This is a genomic window from Marinobacter sp. W-8 (genome assembly GCF_044342215.1).
Lineage (GTDB): Bacteria > Pseudomonadota > Gammaproteobacteria > Pseudomonadales > Oleiphilaceae > Marinobacter > Marinobacter nauticus.
This window is the reverse complement of record NZ_CP172297.1, coordinates 1,544,339-1,561,514: the sequence shown is the minus strand read 5'-3', so window position 1 is coordinate 1,561,514 and position 17,176 is coordinate 1,544,339. Positions and strand designations below refer to the sequence as shown.

Annotated in this window: 18 protein-coding genes; 13 read left to right on the top strand and 5 right to left on the bottom strand. The window is 56.7% G+C overall.

Annotation, left to right across the window (positions count from 1 at the left end):
* The first annotated feature begins 8 nt into the window (after positions 1-8).
* The 3 genes from aat (at position 9) to infA (ending at position 1,735) form a co-directional block, all read left to right on the top strand.
* The gene (aat, locus tag ACF8YQ_RS07145) at positions 9-725 is read left to right on the top strand and encodes a leucyl/phenylalanyl-tRNA--protein transferase (RefSeq protein ID WP_114433964.1); all 717 of its coding nucleotides are present in this window, start codon (positions 9-11) and stop codon (positions 723-725) included.
* Positions 722-1,435, top strand: a complete 714-nt coding sequence (locus ACF8YQ_RS07140; RefSeq protein ID WP_396623015.1) for an arginyltransferase — start codon at positions 722-724, stop codon at positions 1,433-1,435. The genes aat and ACF8YQ_RS07140 overlap by 4 nt, the downstream gene beginning before the upstream one ends.
* A gap of 81 nt (positions 1,436-1,516) precedes the next feature.
* Positions 1,517-1,735 carry a translation initiation factor IF-1 gene (gene infA / locus ACF8YQ_RS07135; protein ID WP_014421226.1) on the top strand — a complete coding sequence of 73 codons (219 nt, stop codon included), beginning with the start codon at positions 1,517-1,519 and terminating at the stop codon, positions 1,733-1,735.
* 50 nt (positions 1,736-1,785) lie between these two features.
* On the opposite strand, the gene clpA is transcribed toward infA, so the two are convergent.
* Positions 1,786-4,056, bottom strand: coding sequence for an ATP-dependent Clp protease ATP-binding subunit ClpA (gene clpA / locus ACF8YQ_RS07130; RefSeq protein ID WP_022991058.1), 2,271 nt, complete (start codon positions 4,054-4,056; stop codon positions 1,786-1,788).
* 18 nt (positions 4,057-4,074) lie between these two features.
* Entirely contained in the window at positions 4,075-4,434 is a 360-nt protein-coding gene (gene clpS, locus ACF8YQ_RS07125) for an ATP-dependent Clp protease adapter ClpS (protein WP_011785238.1), read from the bottom strand.
* Between the two features lie 432 nt (positions 4,435-4,866).
* Between clpS and ACF8YQ_RS07120 the strand changes: the two genes are divergently transcribed.
* From ACF8YQ_RS07120 to ACF8YQ_RS07085, 8 genes are all read left to right on the top strand, one after another.
* Positions 4,867-5,178, top strand: a complete 312-nt coding sequence (locus tag ACF8YQ_RS07120) for a cold shock domain-containing protein (protein WP_014421222.1) — start codon at positions 4,867-4,869, stop codon at positions 5,176-5,178.
* A 158-nt stretch (positions 5,179-5,336) separates the two neighbouring features.
* Positions 5,337-5,945 carry a pseudouridine synthase gene (locus ACF8YQ_RS07115; protein WP_396623014.1) on the top strand — a complete coding sequence of 203 codons (609 nt, stop codon included), beginning with the start codon at positions 5,337-5,339 and terminating at the stop codon, positions 5,943-5,945.
* Positions 5,942-6,391: an NUDIX hydrolase gene (locus ACF8YQ_RS07110; protein WP_014421221.1), complete on the top strand. Its 450-nt coding sequence runs from the start codon at positions 5,942-5,944 to the stop codon at positions 6,389-6,391. Before ACF8YQ_RS07115 ends, ACF8YQ_RS07110 begins: the two co-directional genes overlap by 4 nt.
* Positions 6,392-6,439: 48 nt before the next feature.
* Positions 6,440-7,618 carry a tRNA 2-thiouridine(34) synthase MnmA gene (gene mnmA, locus ACF8YQ_RS07105; protein WP_396623013.1) on the top strand — a complete coding sequence of 393 codons (1,179 nt, stop codon included), beginning with the start codon at positions 6,440-6,442 and terminating at the stop codon, positions 7,616-7,618.
* Complete coding sequence (gene hflD, locus ACF8YQ_RS07100; RefSeq protein WP_023009997.1) at positions 7,615-8,235, top strand: high frequency lysogenization protein HflD; 621 nt, start codon at positions 7,615-7,617, stop codon at positions 8,233-8,235. Before mnmA ends, hflD begins: the two co-directional genes overlap by 4 nt.
* A 79-nt stretch (positions 8,236-8,314) precedes the next feature.
* Positions 8,315-9,682 carry an adenylosuccinate lyase gene (gene purB, locus ACF8YQ_RS07095; protein WP_141066874.1) on the top strand — a complete coding sequence of 456 codons (1,368 nt, stop codon included), beginning with the start codon at positions 8,315-8,317 and terminating at the stop codon, positions 9,680-9,682.
* 14 nt (positions 9,683-9,696) lie between these two features.
* The gene (locus tag ACF8YQ_RS07090) at positions 9,697-10,848 is read left to right on the top strand and encodes a JmjC domain-containing protein (RefSeq protein ID WP_396623012.1); all 1,152 of its coding nucleotides are present in this window, start codon (positions 9,697-9,699) and stop codon (positions 10,846-10,848) included.
* A 3-nt stretch (positions 10,849-10,851) separates the two neighbouring features.
* Entirely contained in the window at positions 10,852-11,820 is a 969-nt protein-coding gene (locus ACF8YQ_RS07085; RefSeq protein ID WP_396623011.1) for a GNAT family N-acetyltransferase, read from the top strand.
* Here ACF8YQ_RS07085 and ACF8YQ_RS07080 read toward each other — a convergent pair.
* Positions 11,809-12,819 carry a LysR family transcriptional regulator gene (locus ACF8YQ_RS07080; protein ID WP_396623010.1) on the bottom strand — a complete coding sequence of 337 codons (1,011 nt, stop codon included), beginning with the start codon at positions 12,817-12,819 and terminating at the stop codon, positions 11,809-11,811. The genes ACF8YQ_RS07085 and ACF8YQ_RS07080 overlap by 12 nt on opposite strands.
* Before the next feature lie 227 nt (positions 12,820-13,046).
* Between ACF8YQ_RS07080 and ACF8YQ_RS07075 the strand changes: the two genes are divergently transcribed.
* Complete coding sequence (locus tag ACF8YQ_RS07075) at positions 13,047-13,817, top strand: hypothetical protein (RefSeq protein ID WP_224848767.1); 771 nt, start codon at positions 13,047-13,049, stop codon at positions 13,815-13,817.
* 45 nt (positions 13,818-13,862) lie between these two features.
* Positions 13,863-16,211, top strand: coding sequence for an ATP-binding protein (locus ACF8YQ_RS07070; RefSeq protein ID WP_396623009.1), 2,349 nt, complete (start codon positions 13,863-13,865; stop codon positions 16,209-16,211).
* On the opposite strand, the gene ACF8YQ_RS07065 is transcribed toward ACF8YQ_RS07070, so the two are convergent.
* Positions 16,162-16,629, bottom strand: coding sequence for a MarR family winged helix-turn-helix transcriptional regulator (locus tag ACF8YQ_RS07065; RefSeq protein ID WP_396623008.1), 468 nt, complete (start codon positions 16,627-16,629; stop codon positions 16,162-16,164). The two genes, ACF8YQ_RS07070 and ACF8YQ_RS07065, sit on opposite strands and share 50 nt — an antisense overlap.
* Positions 16,630-16,631: 2 nt before the next feature.
* A complete protein-coding gene (locus tag ACF8YQ_RS07060) occupies positions 16,632-17,117 on the bottom strand; it encodes a glutathione peroxidase (RefSeq protein WP_222180078.1) in 486 nt (161 codons plus the stop codon).
* Between the last annotated feature and the right edge of the window lie 59 nt (positions 17,118-17,176).

Sequence of the window (17,176 nt, the reverse complement as noted above, 5' to 3'; positions counted from 1 at the left end):
GGAGCAGAATGACGTCGCTACCCTGGCTGGACCCTGATCAATTCTGGTTTCCTCCGGCAGAAGAAGCGCTGGAGGATCCCGATGGCCTGCTTGCCCTGGGTGGCGACCTGTCTCCGGAACGCCTGATTCTGGCCTATCGAAATGGCATTTTCCCCTGGTTCAGTGACGACCAGCCCATTCTCTGGTGGTCACCGAACCCCCGCTGCGTGCTGTTTCCCTCTGACATCCACATCTCCCGGAGCCTGCGCCGGACGCTGAACCAGCGTCGCTTCCATATCACCACCGATCAATGCTTCGGCCGGATCATTCGGCTCTGCGCAAACACCCGCGCTGAGGGCACCTGGATTACTGACGACATGATGGCAGCGTATACCGAACTGCATAAACGTGGTATCGCCCACTCCATTGAAGTCTGGAATCGCAACAATGAGCTCGCAGGCGGCATGTACGGACTGGCTATCGGCCGCTGCTTCTTCGGCGAATCCATGTTTTCACTGGAAACCAACGCCTCTAAAGTACTGATGGTGCATCTGGCCCACCAGCTCGGCGAATGGGGTTACCAGCTCATGGATTGCCAGGTAGAGAGCGACCACCTGCTGACGATGGGCGCGCGCAGTATTCCGAGAGCCGAGTTTTTATCTATACTCAGGGCATGTGTCGATCGGAAACCAGACCAGCCAGACTGGAACTTCAGCTGGCAATGGCCCAGCCCGGAGGTGAAATGAGTAATCTCAGAACGCTCGTTTTCTTTGCCACCCCTCCTCACGAATGCAGTTACCTGCCAGACCGTGAAGCGACCACTATGTTTGTGGACCCACGCGCCCACATCGACAGAAAACTCTACAGCCAGTTAACCGCACTGGGTTTCCGCCGCAGCGGCTCACATTACTACCGTCCGCACTGTGAAAGCTGTAACGCGTGTGTTCCGGTACGCCTGCAGGTAGGCCAATTCGAGCCAGACCGGAATCAACGCCGGGTGCTTCGCAAAAATGCTGACCTCGACTGCAAGCTGGTGCCAGCAGCATTCAGTGAACGCTATTACCGGCTGTATGCCCACTATATAGAGGAGCGTCATCGCGACGGTGACATGCATCCACCTTCAAGAGAGCAATTTACCTCATTCCTCGTGGAGGGGGCTACCGACTCCTGGTTCCTTGAAATGTCTCTTGATGGTGACCTGGTGGGATTGGCAGCCGTTGACCTGCTGGATGATGGCCTCTCAGCCATCTACACCGTCTTCGCCCCGGAACTGGAGCACCGGAGCCTGGGCACTTTTGCCGTGCTCTGGCAGATTGAGGAAGCCAAACGGCGGGAATTGCCGCATCTGTATCTGGGGTACTGGATAAAAGAATGCCGGAAAATGAACTATAAAACCCGCTTTAAGCCCATTGAGGCCTTGCGGGATGGCCACTGGCGCGAGATGTCGACCGACTGAGTTTTGCCAAACGTGGAGAATTCAGGCAGAATTGCGCAATTTAAAATCACCGAAAAGTATTCCGAACGAGGTTTCTACTGAATGGCGAAATCAGATGTCATTGAAATGGAAGGCGTTATTATCGACACCCTTCCCAACACCATGTTCCGCGTTGAGCTGTCCAACGGCCACGTTGTGACTGCACACATCTCCGGAAAAATGCGCAAGAATTACATCCGCATTCTGACTGGTGACAAGGTCAAGGTTGAGCTGACTCCCTACGACCTCAGCAAGGGCCGCATCGTATACCGCGCCCGTTAATCGGCCAGGCTGACATCTGAAAAGCCCCGCAAATGCGGGGCTTTTTTGTATCACACGGCTTCAGCCGGTTCGTCCTCGTAATCAAAGGTCAGCTCGTCGTCCTTGAGCTGGATGAATACATCACCGCCGTGCTCCGATAACCGACCGAACAGGATCTGCTCCGCCAGCGGGCGCTTGATCTTGTCCTGGATCAGGCGCGCCATCGGCCGGGCCCCCATGGTCACGTCATAGCCTTTTTCCGCCAGCCAGAGCTTGGCCGCATCATCAACGTGAAGCACAACATGCTTCTCGTCCAGCTGCGCCTGGAGCTCGGTAAGGAACTTGTCCACCACGTGAGTGATGGTGTCCTTCTGCAGATCGGCGAACTGGATAATGCCATCCAGTCGATTGCGGAACTCCGGCGTGAAGGTTTTGCTGATCACCTCCATGCCGTCGGTGCTGTGATCCTGCTCATTGAAGCCGATCGAGCGACGGGCCATGCTTTCAGCGCCCGCGTTGGTGGTCATCACCAGAATCACGTGGCGGAAATCCGCCTTACGGCCATTGTTATCCGTCAGGGTGCCGTGGTCCATCACCTGCAGCAGCAGATTGAAGACTTCAGGATGCGCCTTCTCGATCTCATCCAGCAGCAACACGCAGTGCGGATGCTTGTTGACCGCTTCGGTCAGCAGGCCGCCCTGGTCATAGCCGACATAGCCCGGAGGTGCGCCAATCAGGCGTGAGACAGTATGACGCTCCATGTACTCTGACATATCGAAGCGAACAAGCTCGATGCCCAGCACCTTCGCCAGTTGCTTGGTGACTTCCGTTTTACCGACACCGGTCGGCCCGGCGAACAGGAAGGCACCTTCCGGCTTCTCAGGCGCTTTCAGGCCTGCCCGAGCCAGCTTGATGGCGGTTGACAGGGATTCGATCGCCGGATCCTGACCGAACACCACCATTTTCAGATCGCGCTCAAGATTGCGCAGCAGATCCTTGTCGCTGGTGGAAACATTCTTCGGCGGAATTCGCGCAATATTGGCGACCACGTCTTCGATGTCGGTCACGTCAATGGTCTTCTTGCGCTTGTCTTCCGGCTGCAGCCGCTGCCGTGCACCGGCTTCGTCGATCACGTCGATGGCCTTGTCCGGCAGGTGCCGGTCGGTGATGTACCGGTCTGCCAGCTCTGCGGCTACCCGCAACGCCTTGTCGGTGTACTTGAGATCGTGATGTTTCTCGAAGTTCGGCTTGAGACCCTTGAGGATCTGGTAAGTGTCCTCAACGCTCGGCTCGTTGACATCAATTTTCTGGAAGCGACGCGCCAGGGCGCTGTCTTTCTCGAAAATACCGCGGAACTCCTGAAACGTGGTCGAACCAATGCAACGGAGTTCGCCTGAACTGAGCATAGGTTTAAGCAGGTTGGAGGCATCCATCACGCCGCCCGACGCAGATCCGGCACCGATGATGGTGTGGATCTCATCGATGAACAGAATGGCATGATTCTGCTTCTTCAGGTCACTCAAAAGGCCCTTGAGGCGTTTTTCAAAATCGCCACGATACTTGGTACCGGCCAGTAACGCGCCCATATCCAGTGAGTAGACGACGGCATCCGAAATAATCTCCGGCACCTGCCCGTCCACAATCCTCTTGGCCAGACCCTCGGCAATGGCTGTCTTGCCAACGCCGGCCTCGCCCACCAGCAAGGGGTTGTTCTTGCGGCGGCGAACCAGAATCTGTACCACCCGCTCAACCTCATGCTCACGGCCAATCAGCGGATCAATACGACCCTGCCGTGCCTGTTCGTTGAGGTTAGTGGCGTAGCTCTCCAGCGGACGGGAATGACCGCCCTCTTCCGCTGCTTCGTCCTGGGCAGCGTGATCCGCGCCTTCCTGGTCCTCTGCTCCCTGAACCCGGGAGATACCATGGGATACGAAATTAACCACGTCAATCCGGGCAATATTCTGTTTTTTCAGCACATAAACCGCCTGGCTTTCCTGCTCACTGAAGATGGCTACCAGTACGTTTGCTCCGGTTACCTCCTTCTTGCCAGACGACTGCACATGGAATACCGCTCTCTGCAGTACCCGCTGGAACCCCAAAGTGGGTTGGGTTTCGCGCTCACTGTCGGAGCTAGGGATCAGGGGGGTGGTGGAGTCCACAAACTCTACCAACTCTTCCTCAAGGCGCTTCAGGTCTGCACCACAGGCTTTCAGGACACCCACTGCCGATTCGTTGTCGAGAAGGGCCAGCAACAAATGCTCTACCGTCATGAATTCATGACGCTTGTCCCTCGCATTTTTGAAGGCCGTATTCAGCGTAATTTCCAGATCTTTACTCAGCATGGGCCACCCCAACGTCTGTCAGTCCGCACGTTCAATCTCGCAAAGGAGCGGATGTTCGCATTCCGAGGAATACTGGTTCACCTGTGCTGCCTTTGTTTCCGCGATGTCTCGGGTATATACCCCACATACGGCTTTTCCCTGCGTATGGACGAGCAGCATCACCTGCGTCGCCTTTTCTTCGTTCATGGCGAAGAACTTCATCAGTACGTCCACCACAAAATCCATGGGTGTGTAATCATCATTCAGAAGCACAACCCGGTAACGCGCCGGGCGCTTCAGGGCAGGCTTCTCCGGCGCAACACTGACCCCCTCATGGCGACCGGGTTGTTCATCCTCCCCCTGATTGAATACTAGTAGAGAATTCTCAATTGTCCGCATGGTTCCATATACCGGTTATTCGGTTCCTGACTTAAATGTGGATGCGTGGCAGCGTGTTTTCAAGCCAACACTGCCCACAAGCGTGCGTTGTTTATCAATACGAACATGATACCGCTTACAGACCTGCCAGAACCACCTGTTCCGCAGTATCCGGCACTTGACTCAGGCGCCGGTTTGGCCGACAGTTAATGTGCATTGTTAAAGAATGTAAACTCATACTTCATCGTGTAACCGGAAACCACAGCCAATACCGGTTTCACGTTGTTGGCAACAGTTCCGGCGCCACCAGGGCGCTGTGAATTCAACACACAAGACCAATAATAAGGGAGCACCTGCCGAGCCTCTGGAACTTGCCCGCCATACACGGGCACCAAGTACAGAGGAACAGTCAGCGCCTCCCAAAGTGACAGCAAAGGAACAGGGGAGTTCATCATGCCAAGAGGCAAAGTCAAATGGTTCAATAATGCCAAGGGATACGGCTTCATCATTGAAGATGGCTGCAGCGATGACCTGTTTGCCCATTTCTCCTCAGTCCAGATGGATGGCTACAAAACCCTCAAGGCCGGTCAGACGGTAACGTTCGACAAGAAGCCCAGTGACAAGGGCGTCCACGCCATTAACATTGTTCCGGACGAGGTTCCGTCCAGAGAGACCGGGGCAAAAACGGCATCGAATTCGTCGGATCAGGCGGCTCAATCCAGCAACAGCAACGAGAGCTACACGCCCCGTGCTGTAAACGGCTGATGCCAGGCGTTGCCTGAAGCCCTCAGCCAACGCCGGCAGCCTGCCCTTTCTTTCCTTTTCCCGCCGGTTCTGCCGGTGGGGAGGCTTCGTGCTTTTTAATCAACGGTGATTGCAGTAGTCTTGGCGCTTTCGCGCATTTCCGGCACAGGACTTCACCTATGGCGAAGCTGATTCTCTTCAACAAGCCGTTTCACGTATTGAGTCAGTTTACCGACGAGCGCGCCAGCCCTCCCAGAGCTACCCTAGCCGACTGGATTGACCAACCCGGCGTTTATCCGGCCGGTCGACTCGATTACGATTCCGAAGGGCTTTTACTGCTCACCGACCAGGGCGCATTACAGCATCGTATCGCATCGCCCACCAACAAAATGCCCAAGACTTACTGGGTTCAGGTCGAAGGTGAGCTCACAGACGAGGCCCTGCACAAGCTTCGCAAAGGTGTCGTGTTGAAAGACGGAATCACGCGGCCGGCCAGAGCGGAGCGACTTGAAACACCCGACCTGTGGCCCCGCAATCCGCCGGTGAGATTTCGACAGAATGTGCCTACCACTTGGCTGGCGCTGACTATTACCGAAGGCAAAAACCGGCAGGTTCGCCGAATGACGGCGGCGGTGGGCTACCCTACCTTGAGACTGATCCGGGTCCGCATCGGGGACTGGACCCTGGATAACCTGAAGCCCGGCGAATACCGAAGTGTTACGGTCAATCTGCCCGACACTCCCCCGAAACTATCAACCAGGCCCAAAAGGAGGCGTCACCGATCATGACCTGGAAACCCCATGCCACCGTGGCGGTGGTTGTTGAAGACGATCAGGGCCGGTTTCTTCTGGTTGAGGAAGTCAGTGGCGGGAAGGTGGTTTTCAATCAACCCGCAGGCCATATCGAGGAGAACGAGGCCATTCTGGATGCCGTACGCCGGGAAACCCTCGAAGAGACCGGGTGGGAGATAGAACCGGTTTATTTCCTCGGCATCTACACCTACAAGGCCCCCGCCAATGGTGTCACCTACTACCGGTTCTGTTATGCCGCCAAAGCCCTCCGGCACGCCACCGACAAGCTTGATACCGGCATCATCGGCCCTCACTGGCTGACGCCGGAGGAAATCCGGAAACTCGGTGACCAGCTTCGAAGCCCCCTGGTGCTCCAGTGCATCGAGGATTACCGAAACGGACGCAAATTCCCCCTTGATGTGGTTGTGGATGGACAGACGTAATCACCGGATGATGTTAAAATTCGCGCTTTTGACCGGTTCCCAGACGAAATGACCCAGAATACTGAGCCCCAATCCCCCGAGCACACCCGCGTGATCGTCGGCATGTCCGGCGGCGTGGATTCCTCCGTTGCGGCCTGGCTCCTGAAAGATCAGGGGTACCAGGTGGAAGGCCTGTTTATGAAAAACTGGGACGAGGACGACGGGACCGAATACTGTACTGCAATGACTGATCTGGCAGATGCCCAGGCTGTTGCAGACGCCATCGGCATCAAACTGCACACCGCCAGCTTCGCCGCGGAGTACTGGGACCGGGTATTCGAGCATTTTCTGTCGGAATACAGTGCCGGCCGAACCCCCAATCCGGACATCCTCTGCAACAAGGAAGTAAAATTCCGGGCATTTCTGGATTACGCCGTTACTCTGGGCGCCGACTATATCGCGACCGGCCATTACACACGCCAGCGCCCGCTCAACGATGGTAGCGGCAAGGCCCAGTTGCTCAAGGGGCTGGACCCCAACAAAGACCAGAGTTACTTCCTCCATGCCGTCTCCGGCCAGCGCATCGCCCGCACCCTGTTTCCGGTGGGCGAACTGGAAAAGCCGGAGGTTCGCCGGATTGCTGAAGAGCAAGGGTTCGTTACTCACGATAAAAAAGATTCGACAGGAATCTGTTTTATCGGGGAACGGAAGTTTACCGATTTTCTGAAACAGTACCTGCCCGCTCAGCCCGGCAACATTGAAACGCCCGACGGCACGGTGATTGGCAAACATCAAGGCCTGATGTATCACACCATAGGGCAACGTCAGGGCCTTGGCATTGGCGGTCTTGCGGAGTTTGGCGACGACCCCTGGTATGTGGCAGAAAAGGATCTCAACCGGAACGTATTGATTGCCGTCCAGGGCAAGCATCACCCACTGTTGTTTTCGCGGGGACTGGTCTCGGGCCCTGTTGACTGGGTGGCGGGCGAACCTCCGGCACAGAAGTTCCGCTGCAAGGCGAAAACCCGATATCGCCAACCGGATCAGGATTGCGAGGTTACCGTCATAGACGGTGGCGTGAAGGTCATCTTCGACGACGCCCAGCGTGCCGTAACTCCCGGTCAATCCGTGGTTTTCTATCAAGGTGAGGTGTGCCTGGGCGGCGGTGTTATTGAGCAAACCTGGCGCGATAACGAAGCTTTACCCGCAAGACTTGAGCGCCTGGCAAGTGAAGGATCTGACAAATGAGCCGCTCCCTGCATGACCAGACCCTGGCGCTGGCCGGCCTGTGTCAGGCTGCGACCCTGGTGCAGCAGATTGCCCATAACGGCAACTGCAATGAAGACAGCCTGGAAACCTGTATTCGCTCATTGTTTGCCACCAACCCGGCCTCAACGCTGGATGTCTACGGCGGCGAATTGTCTGACATACGGGAAGGATTGACGGTACTTTCAACGGTACTGGCCCAGCACGGCCAACCTCAGGACGTAGAAATCCTGCGGTACGTGTTCAACCTGATCCAGCTTGAAGCCAAACTCAAACGCTCCCCGGACATGCTGGACGTTATCGGCAACAGGATCGAGCAGGCCCGGCATACCGCCAGCCATTTCGGTTACAGTCACAGCAACCTTCTGGGCAATCTCGCCTCGATCTATGCAGATACCATCAGCACCTTCCGTTTGCGCATTCAGGTAACCGGCAACCCGCAGATACTCCAGCGTAATGAAAATGCAGACAAGGTACGGGCCCTGTTGCTGGCCGGCATCCGATCTGCCGTGCTGTGGAGGCAAAGTGGCGGCCACCGCTGGCAACTCATTTTCACCCGCAAGAAGGTCATCAGCCATGCCCGGGAGTTGCTGCGCTGATTCAGCGAGCCGGCTGGTGTATCATTAGCAGCTTCATTTTCCTGTCCCGCTTTTTCTTTGATGAACTGAGAGGTTTTCGATGGAACTCACCGCCCTGACCGCTATTTCTCCGGTCGATGGCCGCTACGGCAGCAAAGTCAGTGTATTTCGCAGTATTTTCAGTGAATACGGCCTGATCCGTAACCGGGTAACCGTCGAAATCCGCTGGTTGCAGAAACTGGCTGCCCATCCGGCGATTACCGAAGTGCCCGCGTTTTCCGCCGAAGCCAATGCGTTTCTGGACAAGATGGTCAACGAGTTCAGTCTGGCCGATGCTGAGCGAATCAAGGAAATCGAGCGCACCACCAACCACGACGTCAAAGCGGTTGAGTACCTGATCAAAGAAAAAATTGCCGACGTGCCTGAGCTGCACGCGGTGACCGAATTTGTTCACTTTGCCTGCACCTCAGAGGACATCAACAACCTGTCCCACGGCTTGATGCTGCGCGAAGGCCTGGATCACGGCCTGCTGCCGGCCATGGACAACCTGGTCGAAAAGCTGGCCGAGCTGGCCCGGGAGCACGCTGAACAGCCCATGCTATCCCGCACCCACGGTCAGACCGCCTCCCCGACCACGGTCGGCAAGGAACTGGCCAACGTGGTCTATCGCCTGCGCCGCCAGCTGATGCAGATCCGTGAAGTGGAAATCATGGGCAAGATCAACGGTGCGGTGGGTAACTACAACGCCCACCTGTCTGCCTACCCGGACGTGGACTGGGCTGCCAACGCCGAAGAATTCATCGAGAGCCTGGGCCTCGACTGGAACCCGTACACGACCCAGATCGAACCCCACGACTACATCGCCGAACTTTACGATGCCATTGCCCGCTTCAACACCATTCTGATCGATCTGGACAGGGATATCTGGGGCTATATCTCGCTGGGCTACTTCAAGCAGAAGACCGTGGCCGGTGAAATCGGATCCTCCACCATGCCCCACAAGGTGAACCCGATCGACTTCGAGAATTCCGAAGGCAATCTGGGCATCGCCAATGCCCTCTTCAGCCATTTGTCCGCCAAGCTGCCGATTTCGCGCTGGCAGCGTGATCTGACCGACTCTACCGTACTACGCAATCTGGGCGTTGGCTTTGCTCACAGCCTGATTGCCTACGAAGCGACCCTCAAAGGTCTGGGCAAGCTGGAAATCAACCCGGCCCGTCTGAACGAAGACCTGAACAACGCCTGGGAAGTACTGGCGGAGCCGATCCAGACTGTGATGCGCCGTTACAACATCGAGAAACCCTACGAAAAGCTCAAGGACTTGACCCGCGGCAAGGCCATGACACCCGAAGTCATCAAGAATTTCGTGGAAACCCTGGAGATCCCGGAACAGGCGAAGGCCGAACTGCGCGCCCTGACCCCGGACAACTACATCGGTAACGCGATCGACCAGGCCAAAGACATCTAGGCAGGAGCAACACCATGGATATGCTTGCCGGGCTGACAGCCAATGAATTTCTGCGCGACTACTGGCAGAAAAAGCCACTGGTTATCCGCCAGGCGTTTCCCGGTTTTCAGTGCCCGGTCAGCCAGGATGAGCTGGCCGGACTGGCCTGCGAGGAAGCCGTTGAATCCCGCATCGTCATCGAGAACGATGCCGGAAAACCCTGGCAGCTTCACAATGGCCCGTTCACTCCCGATCGTTTCAGCGAGCTGCCGGAGCAGGACTGGACCCTGCTGGTCCAGGGCCTGGACCACTGGGTACCGGAAATCGCTGATCTGCTCGACAACTTCCGGTTCATCCCCAACTGGCGGCTGGACGACATCATGGCCAGCTACGCACCGACAGGCGGTAGCGTTGGGCCCCACTACGATATGTATGACGTGTTTCTGCTGCAGGCCCAGGGCCACCGACGCTGGACCTTCGGCGGACACTGTGACCACAGATCGCCCCGGGTAGAGGGTACACCCTTACGAATTCTGAGCAGTTGGGACGGTGAAGAAACCGTGACCCTGGCGTCGGGTGACATGCTGTACCTGCCACCGGGCGTTGGCCATCATGGGGTGGCGGAAGACGACTGCATTACCCTGTCTGTGGGTTTTCGGGCACCTACCGTCGACGACGTACTGACCAGCTTTACCGACTACCTGAGCCAGAAGGAAAAAGCGGCTGAACATCTGGATGACCCGGATCTTCACGTTCAGGAGAACCCCGGAACCATCGGCGCCGATGTAGTCGACCGTCTCGACGCCGTGATTCGGGAGCAACTCGGTGATCGCCGCAATCTGGCCCTTTGGTTCGGGCAGTTCGCCACCGCCCCCAAAAGCATGGACATCGTCGTTCCTGCCGACGAGCCGGCTGAGCCTGATGATCTGGCCGAAGCCATCCGGGCCGGCGAACAGCTGCGCTGGAACGAAGGCTCCCGCTTCGCTTACCATGAGCTGAATGATGAGACCGCCCTGTTTGTTGATGGCGAACAGTTTCTGCTCAAGGGCGATGCCCGTCCGCTGGCCCCCCTGCTCTGTGCCCGCTCCCGCATTGATATGGCGACACTGGCGGAATTTGCCGGCGACGAAGCCTTGCTGGGGCTGTTAACTAACCTCTACAACCAGGGCTCGATCTATTTCGAGTAAGCCATGGATCTGAGATTTCGAAAATACAGCTGGCAACTGGCACCCGGGTCGGTTCGCGAGATTCGCCAGCGGGTGTTTATCGATGAGCAGAAGGTGCCGCCAGAGCTTGAGTGGGATGACACCGACGAGATTGCTGATCATTATCTTGCCGTCGATGCGTCCAACCAACCCGTGGCCACCGCCCGCCTGTTTTCCGCCCTGGAAGAAACCGGCTACATCGGCCGCATGGCCGTGTTACCGGAAGCCCGGGGCAAAGGTGTTGGAGAAACCCTGCTCAGGCACCTGATCGCCGAGTCTGCCGGCCGTTACCAGGAACTCCGGCTCTCAGCCCAGGAACATGCCACTGGTTTTTACCAACGATGCGGCTTCCACATCTGTTCGCTTACCCCCTATGAGGATGCCGGCATTCCGCACCTCGACATGCGCTGTCTGGCACCGGATCTCGCCCATCGGGCCGGTGCAGGACGCAGCAACCCGTTAATCCTGGGAGCCGATGAGGAATCCTGGCTGTTTGACCAGCCCTCATCCTTCATGAACCTGATGGATTCCCTGGTTGGCCAGGCTGGCCAGCGCCTATGGCTTTACGACCGGATTCTGGACCATGAATTCTACGACAGGCATCGCCTGCGGGAATTGGTCTCTGCCCTCGCCCGTCGCCATCGACTGAGCGAGGTCCGTTTGTTGATTCACGACGACAAGCCATTAGTGCAACGACGACACCAACTGGTAGAACTGATGCGCCGGCTCACCAGCCGCATTGAGCTCCGGCTGGTGAACGAGGACTACCCCATGGAGGATCAGCCCTTCCTGCTGGTCGACCGCCAGGGCGTGTTGTACCGACACAGCTTTGACAAGACCGAGGGCTTTGCCGATTTTTCCGCCGGCCGGCGGGTCCGGCTGATGGAAGAGGCGTTCCAGAAAATGTGGGACGCCGCGCGCCCCTCTCTGGAGTTACGCGAACTACCGCTCTGAGTGGGACACCTGAACCGCCTGAGGTGACTCGAAACTGGCCCCGAATGGCGCAAATTCCTCATCCACTTCTTCCGCCACTTCCACAATCAGTTTGCGCAGCCACTGATGGTCCGAGTTGTGCTGCAGCAGCGGGCTCCAGGCCATCTTGAGTTCAAAGGGCGGAATCTCAAAAGGCGGCACCTTAACCACCAGATTTGGATTATCTTTTTGCAGCCAGGCTGCTCTCGATGGCAGCGTGGCGATCAGATCGTGTTGTTCCGCTAGCAGCATCGCCACCTGATAATGGCGCGTAAACACGGAAATCTGGCGCTTGCGCCCCATTCTGCCCAGTGCCTCGTCCACCCAGCCCAGGCGTTGAACATCCTTCGGATTCACCCCCACCCCGACACCAAAACCGGTCTTGCTGACCCAGATATGGCTGGCGTCCAGATAGGTATCCAGTGTAAACGGCTCTTTCAGGATCGGGTTCCGGGCGTTCATCAGGCACGCAAAGTATTCCGTCCAGAGGGTTTTCTGATGAAACGACTGGGGAATCTTGTCGAAACGGTTAATCGCCATGTCCAGGCGACCCTGCTCCACATCCAGAAAACTGACGTCACTGGGCGTCAGAACATCCAGCGTGACATGCGGTGCTTCCTGTCGGATACGGCGCAACACCCGTGGCATCAGGCAGGATTCCGCGTAATCACTGGCCATGATCCGGAACACCCGCTGGCTCTCACTGGCCGCAAACGGTGTTTTTTCCTGCACCGCCTGCTCGATATCCGATAGAATCCCGCGAACCAGTGGCTGCAATTCCCTGGCCCGCTCGGTGGCCGTCATGCCTTCACTGGTTCGCACCAGCAGGGGATCGCCAAACAGATCCCGCAGCCTCCGCAAACCGTTACTCATGGCCGGCTGAGTGATGCCAAGGTGATTAGCCGCCTTGGTTACATTGCGCTCCCGCAACAGCACATCCAGGTACACAAGCAGGTTCAGATCAACGCGGGAAATGTCCATAGGCAGCCAGACCTCACCGTCAGCAGCAGGGTGTATTATTCATTTCCGCAATATACAGGAATCTGAAAATTCACGTAATAAATGAACCTACTACCCTGATTACAACCTGAAAAGGACGGGATAGCGTATTTCTGCTAGGCTTTCAGGGCGTTACCGAATAATATCAAAACCAATAAAACAAGCCCTCGGGCCAGACGTTCATTCAATCCGGAGCCTAACCCCACACCATGGATACCACTACCATTGTGCTGCTGCTCGCCGCGATCGTCACCGTTTCCCTGGTTATTATCGTTTTCAGCCAGATGCGGGAAAAAGCGAGGATCGAACGCGTTCGCAAAATGACGGCTCAGGAAGATGCCTACAACAAGGCCTACCGCCTGCTTACCGAGATTCCCGGCCAATACCTCACGCCAGACCTCAAACTGTTGCTGCTCAAGCGTATGGAGGATGCCTGTCATGAACTGACTGCGCTGAAGAGTGATCAGCCAGTAAAACAGTGGCTGGAGAATATTGCGCAAACCAAGAAGCAGATTCTGGAAAAGAACGACCAGCGCCCACCCGTAAAAGTCGACTCTCCGGAAAAGTCCACCTACATCAAAGAACTGCTCCAGGCCTTGTTCAAGCTGATTGAGGCCATGCACAAAGCCGGTCGGATAGACTCTGCCACCGCCAAGAAGAATCTGAAGTATGTTCTGTTTCTGGTGCACAAAACCCACGCCGACCTGCACGTATTCCAGGCCCGGGATTTCATTCGCCAGAACCAGATCCGCAAGGCCATTCACGCTTACCACCTTGCCAGCACCGAAATGGGAAAATCCCGGGATAATCCTCTGGCCATGAAAGCGGTGAAGAGCTTCCGTACCCGCATCAAGGAACTTGAGGAAATGAGCACAGAAGGCAAGATGAATGAGGAAAACCATTCCAAGCTGGACAAGGAATGGGACAACTTCCTGCAGGATGACGATACCTGGAAGAAAAAAGCGGATTACGACGACTGAAAGCGGCCCAGTCAACGCTAATGATCTCAAGGATGACGCGCCATCGTGTTTAACAGAATCAGGCAACGGCTCTCCTATCGCCTCACCCGGGACACGGTCCTGGTGGCCATGGTGTTGGGCCTGGTACTGAACCTGATCCAGATCACCCTGGACTACTTCACCGCCCGGGAATCGATGGATCGCGAAGTTCGCGCCCTGATTGAAATCAGCCAGAGCCCGGCCTCCCAGATTGCCTACAACATTGATGTCCGGCTCGCGGAGGAGCTGCTCGACGGCCTCTTGCAACACCCTGCCACCATAGATGCCCGAATTATTGACAGCGATGGCCAGACCATGGCTGCGGCCAGCCAGAGCAGCCCGGTTTCCCGCTATCGCTGGATCAGCGATCTGCTGTTTGGCGCCAGCCGCGTGTTCAATGAGGAACTGCAGGTGCCGCAATTGGCGGATCTGCCTCTGGGCCAGCTTGTTGTAACCATCGACACCTATCATTACGGCATACAGTTTCTCACCCGGGCGACCAATACCCTGATTATCGGGCTGCTGAAAAGCCTTGCGCTCTCCGGTGTACTGCTCGCCATTTTCTATTTTGTGTTGACCCGGCCCATGATGAACGTCATCAACGCCCTCAGTCAGGTGCGGGCAAGTTCTCCGGAGAAAGTCCGGCTTCCGATTCCGGAAAACCACAAAGGTGATGAAATCGGCACCATGGTGGGCATCATCAACCAGCACCTGGAAAACATGGAAGTGAGCGTGGCCAAGCTGCGATCCGCCGAAAGCGCCATGAAAAACTATTCCAGCCAGCTGGAACGGGAAGTGGAGGACCGCACCCGGGAGATATCTGAAAAGAATGAAGCTTTGCTGCGCGGTAACCGGGCGCTGGTCCGCGCCAAGGAAGACGCTGTTCGCAGAGCTCGCGCCCGGGCCAACTTTCTGGCAAGCATGAGCCACGAAATTCGCACACCACTCAACGGTGTTCTGGGCATGCTGGGTCTGGCACTGGAAAGCGAGAAAGACGCAGGTCAACGCAATCGCCTGGAAATCGCTCTGAATGCCGGTGAGAGCTTACTTGGCCTGCTCAACGACATTCTCGACATCTCCAAGGTAGAGGCTGGCAAACTCTCCCTGGAAAGCATTCCTTTCAGCATGAGAAAACTGATTGAAGAATGCGCAACCCTGCACACTCAACAAGCCCGGCGCAAAGGCATTAACCTGGTTAACGAGACCGCGCCGGATTTGCCAGAACATTTTCTGGGGGACCCCACCCGTACCCGTCAGATTCTGAACAATCTGCTCAGCAATGCCATCAAATTCACCGATGCAGGCACAGTAAAGATTCGCACCAGCTGGTCCGGGGGCAGCTTGCGACTGGAAGTCATCGACACCGGGATCGGTATGTCGAGAGAAGGGCTTCACCGGATCTTCTCACCGTTTTCCCAGGCCGATACTGACACCACCCGCCTCTATGGCGGAACCGGGCTTGGGCTGACACTCTGCAGACAACTGGTGGAGCGAATGCATGGCCAGATTCTGGTGGATTCCAAGGAAGGCGCCGGAACCCACTTTACCGTGACCCTGCCGCTTCCGGTACACCAGGGCGATGAGCCGGCGATCGAAGCAGGCGTGCTACGACGCCTGAGCGATATTGGTATTGCCATGGCCCTGCCCCAGAGCAACCCTCACAGACTGGCCATCGAGTCCCAGTTGCGCTCCTGGAACATACCGGTGCGCAGTGCCAGTCGACATCCGGAAGGAATCCTGCTGATTGATGCCGCAAATTCGCCCCGGGAAAGCCTTGCCTTTGCCAATGACTGGCGAGGAGAAGGGGTGATTCTGGCCGATCAGTCCGGAACCGCAACCAGCAATCACCCCAGACACTGCGTCGTGGCACTGCCGCTGCGAAGGGACGACCTGTTCCGATGCCTCTGCGCAGCCGGCGGACTGGATTCGGGTGGGCAATCAACACGCCCGGATCGGTCGCTTGGCACAGGCCAGCCACCGATACCGGCTCTCAACATCCTGTTGGTGGAAGACAATCAGGTCAACCAGTTGGTGGCCAGCAGCCTGTTGAAGAAACTGGGGCACCGGGTAGATCACGCGGAGAACGGGCGCAGAGCCCTTGAGGCACTGCAAAACAAAACTTACGACCTGGTGCTGATGGACTGCCAGATGCCGGTTATGGATGGTTACGAAGCAACCCGTGCTATCCGCCAGAACCCCCAATGGCAGACGCTACCCGTCATTGCGGTAACCGCCAATGTGATGCAGGGCGACCGGGAGGATTGCCTGGCATCGGGCATGAATGACTACATCACCAAGCCCTACAATCGTGACGAACTCAGGGCGGTTATCGCTCGCTGGGCTCCACTGCCTCCAGAATCTCCAACAGACTCCTGAGCTCCTGTCGCAGTGACAGCAATCGCTCCGGATCAATATCCAGACCACACATAAGTCGGCCAGGCACGTTCGCCGCCTTGGCCCGCAGCGCCCGTCCGGCATTGGTCAGCCTCAGCCGAACCACCCGCTCATCCTCGGCGAGCCGAGCCCGTTGCAACAGATCCCGCTGCTCCAGGCGTTTAAGCAGCGGCGTCAAAGTGCCCGAGTCCAGTCTTAATCTGGCCCCCAGGTCGCTGACCCGCGGCTTGATTCCCTCACGGTCCGCTTCCCACATCACCAGCATGACCAGGTATTGGGGATAGGTCAGCCCCAGCTCCTCCAGTAACGGCCGGTACCTGGCAGTCACCGCCCGGTTCGCTGCATACAGTGCAAAACAGATCTGGTTATCAAGCGCCAGTATCTGATCGTTATCTGTCATGGTCAGAGCAATTTCTCGATATCGGCGCGGATGTCGGCCGGCTTCGCCGTTGGCGCATAGCGCCGCACAACCTGACCTTCCCGGTTGACCAGAAACTTGGTGAAATTCCACTTCACTTTCTCAGAACCCATCAGACCTTTGGCCTCACGTTTCAGGAACCGAAACAGCGGATGCGTGCCGTCACCGTTCACCTCAATCTTGGCGAACATGGGGAAACTGACACCGTAGTTCAGGGAACAGAACTGGCTGATGGCATCGTCGTTACCAGGATCCTGATTCATGAACTGGTTACAGGGGAAACCCAGCACCTCAAACCCACGCTCCCCCAATTCGTCATGGAGCGTCTGCAGCCCCTCAAATTGGGGCGTAAAACCACATTTTGAGGCCGTATTTACGATAAGCAGAACCTTGCCCCGATAATCGTCCATTGAAACTTCCTGCCCTTTGATATCTTTGGCACTGAAGCTGTAAATGGTTTCGCTCGCCATGAAATATCTCTCCTGTAGTGGCCGGCTCCGGCCGATTTGTATGAACGACTGATTTACAT

Coding starts and splice junctions, on each gene's coding strand:
- mnmA (WP_396623013.1), top strand. CDS start 6,440: ATGACCCAGAATACTGAGCCCCAATCCCCCGAGCACACCCGCGTGATC.
- clpS (WP_011785238.1), bottom strand. CDS start 4,434: ATGCGGACAATTGAGAATTCTCTACTAGTATTCAATCAGGGGGAGGAT.
- purB (WP_141066874.1), top strand. CDS start 8,315: ATGGAACTCACCGCCCTGACCGCTATTTCTCCGGTCGATGGCCGCTAC.
- ACF8YQ_RS07115 (WP_396623014.1), top strand. CDS start 5,337: ATGGCGAAGCTGATTCTCTTCAACAAGCCGTTTCACGTATTGAGTCAG.
- ACF8YQ_RS07090 (WP_396623012.1), top strand. CDS start 9,697: ATGGATATGCTTGCCGGGCTGACAGCCAATGAATTTCTGCGCGACTAC.
- infA (WP_014421226.1), top strand. CDS start 1,517: ATGGCGAAATCAGATGTCATTGAAATGGAAGGCGTTATTATCGACACC.
- ACF8YQ_RS07075 (WP_224848767.1), top strand. CDS start 13,047: ATGGATACCACTACCATTGTGCTGCTGCTCGCCGCGATCGTCACCGTT.
- clpA (WP_022991058.1), bottom strand. CDS start 4,056: ATGCTGAGTAAAGATCTGGAAATTACGCTGAATACGGCCTTCAAAAAT.
- ACF8YQ_RS07140 (WP_396623015.1), top strand. CDS start 722: ATGAGTAATCTCAGAACGCTCGTTTTCTTTGCCACCCCTCCTCACGAA.
- aat (WP_114433964.1), top strand. CDS start 9: ATGACGTCGCTACCCTGGCTGGACCCTGATCAATTCTGGTTTCCTCCG.
- ACF8YQ_RS07120 (WP_014421222.1), top strand. CDS start 4,867: ATGCCAAGAGGCAAAGTCAAATGGTTCAATAATGCCAAGGGATACGGC.
- ACF8YQ_RS07110 (WP_014421221.1), top strand. CDS start 5,942: ATGACCTGGAAACCCCATGCCACCGTGGCGGTGGTTGTTGAAGACGAT.
- ACF8YQ_RS07080 (WP_396623010.1), bottom strand. CDS start 12,819: ATGGACATTTCCCGCGTTGATCTGAACCTGCTTGTGTACCTGGATGTG.
- ACF8YQ_RS07060 (WP_222180078.1), bottom strand. CDS start 17,117: ATGGCGAGCGAAACCATTTACAGCTTCAGTGCCAAAGATATCAAAGGG.
- ACF8YQ_RS07085 (WP_396623011.1), top strand. CDS start 10,852: ATGGATCTGAGATTTCGAAAATACAGCTGGCAACTGGCACCCGGGTCG.
- hflD (WP_023009997.1), top strand. CDS start 7,615: ATGAGCCGCTCCCTGCATGACCAGACCCTGGCGCTGGCCGGCCTGTGT.
- ACF8YQ_RS07065 (WP_396623008.1), bottom strand. CDS start 16,629: ATGACAGATAACGATCAGATACTGGCGCTTGATAACCAGATCTGTTTT.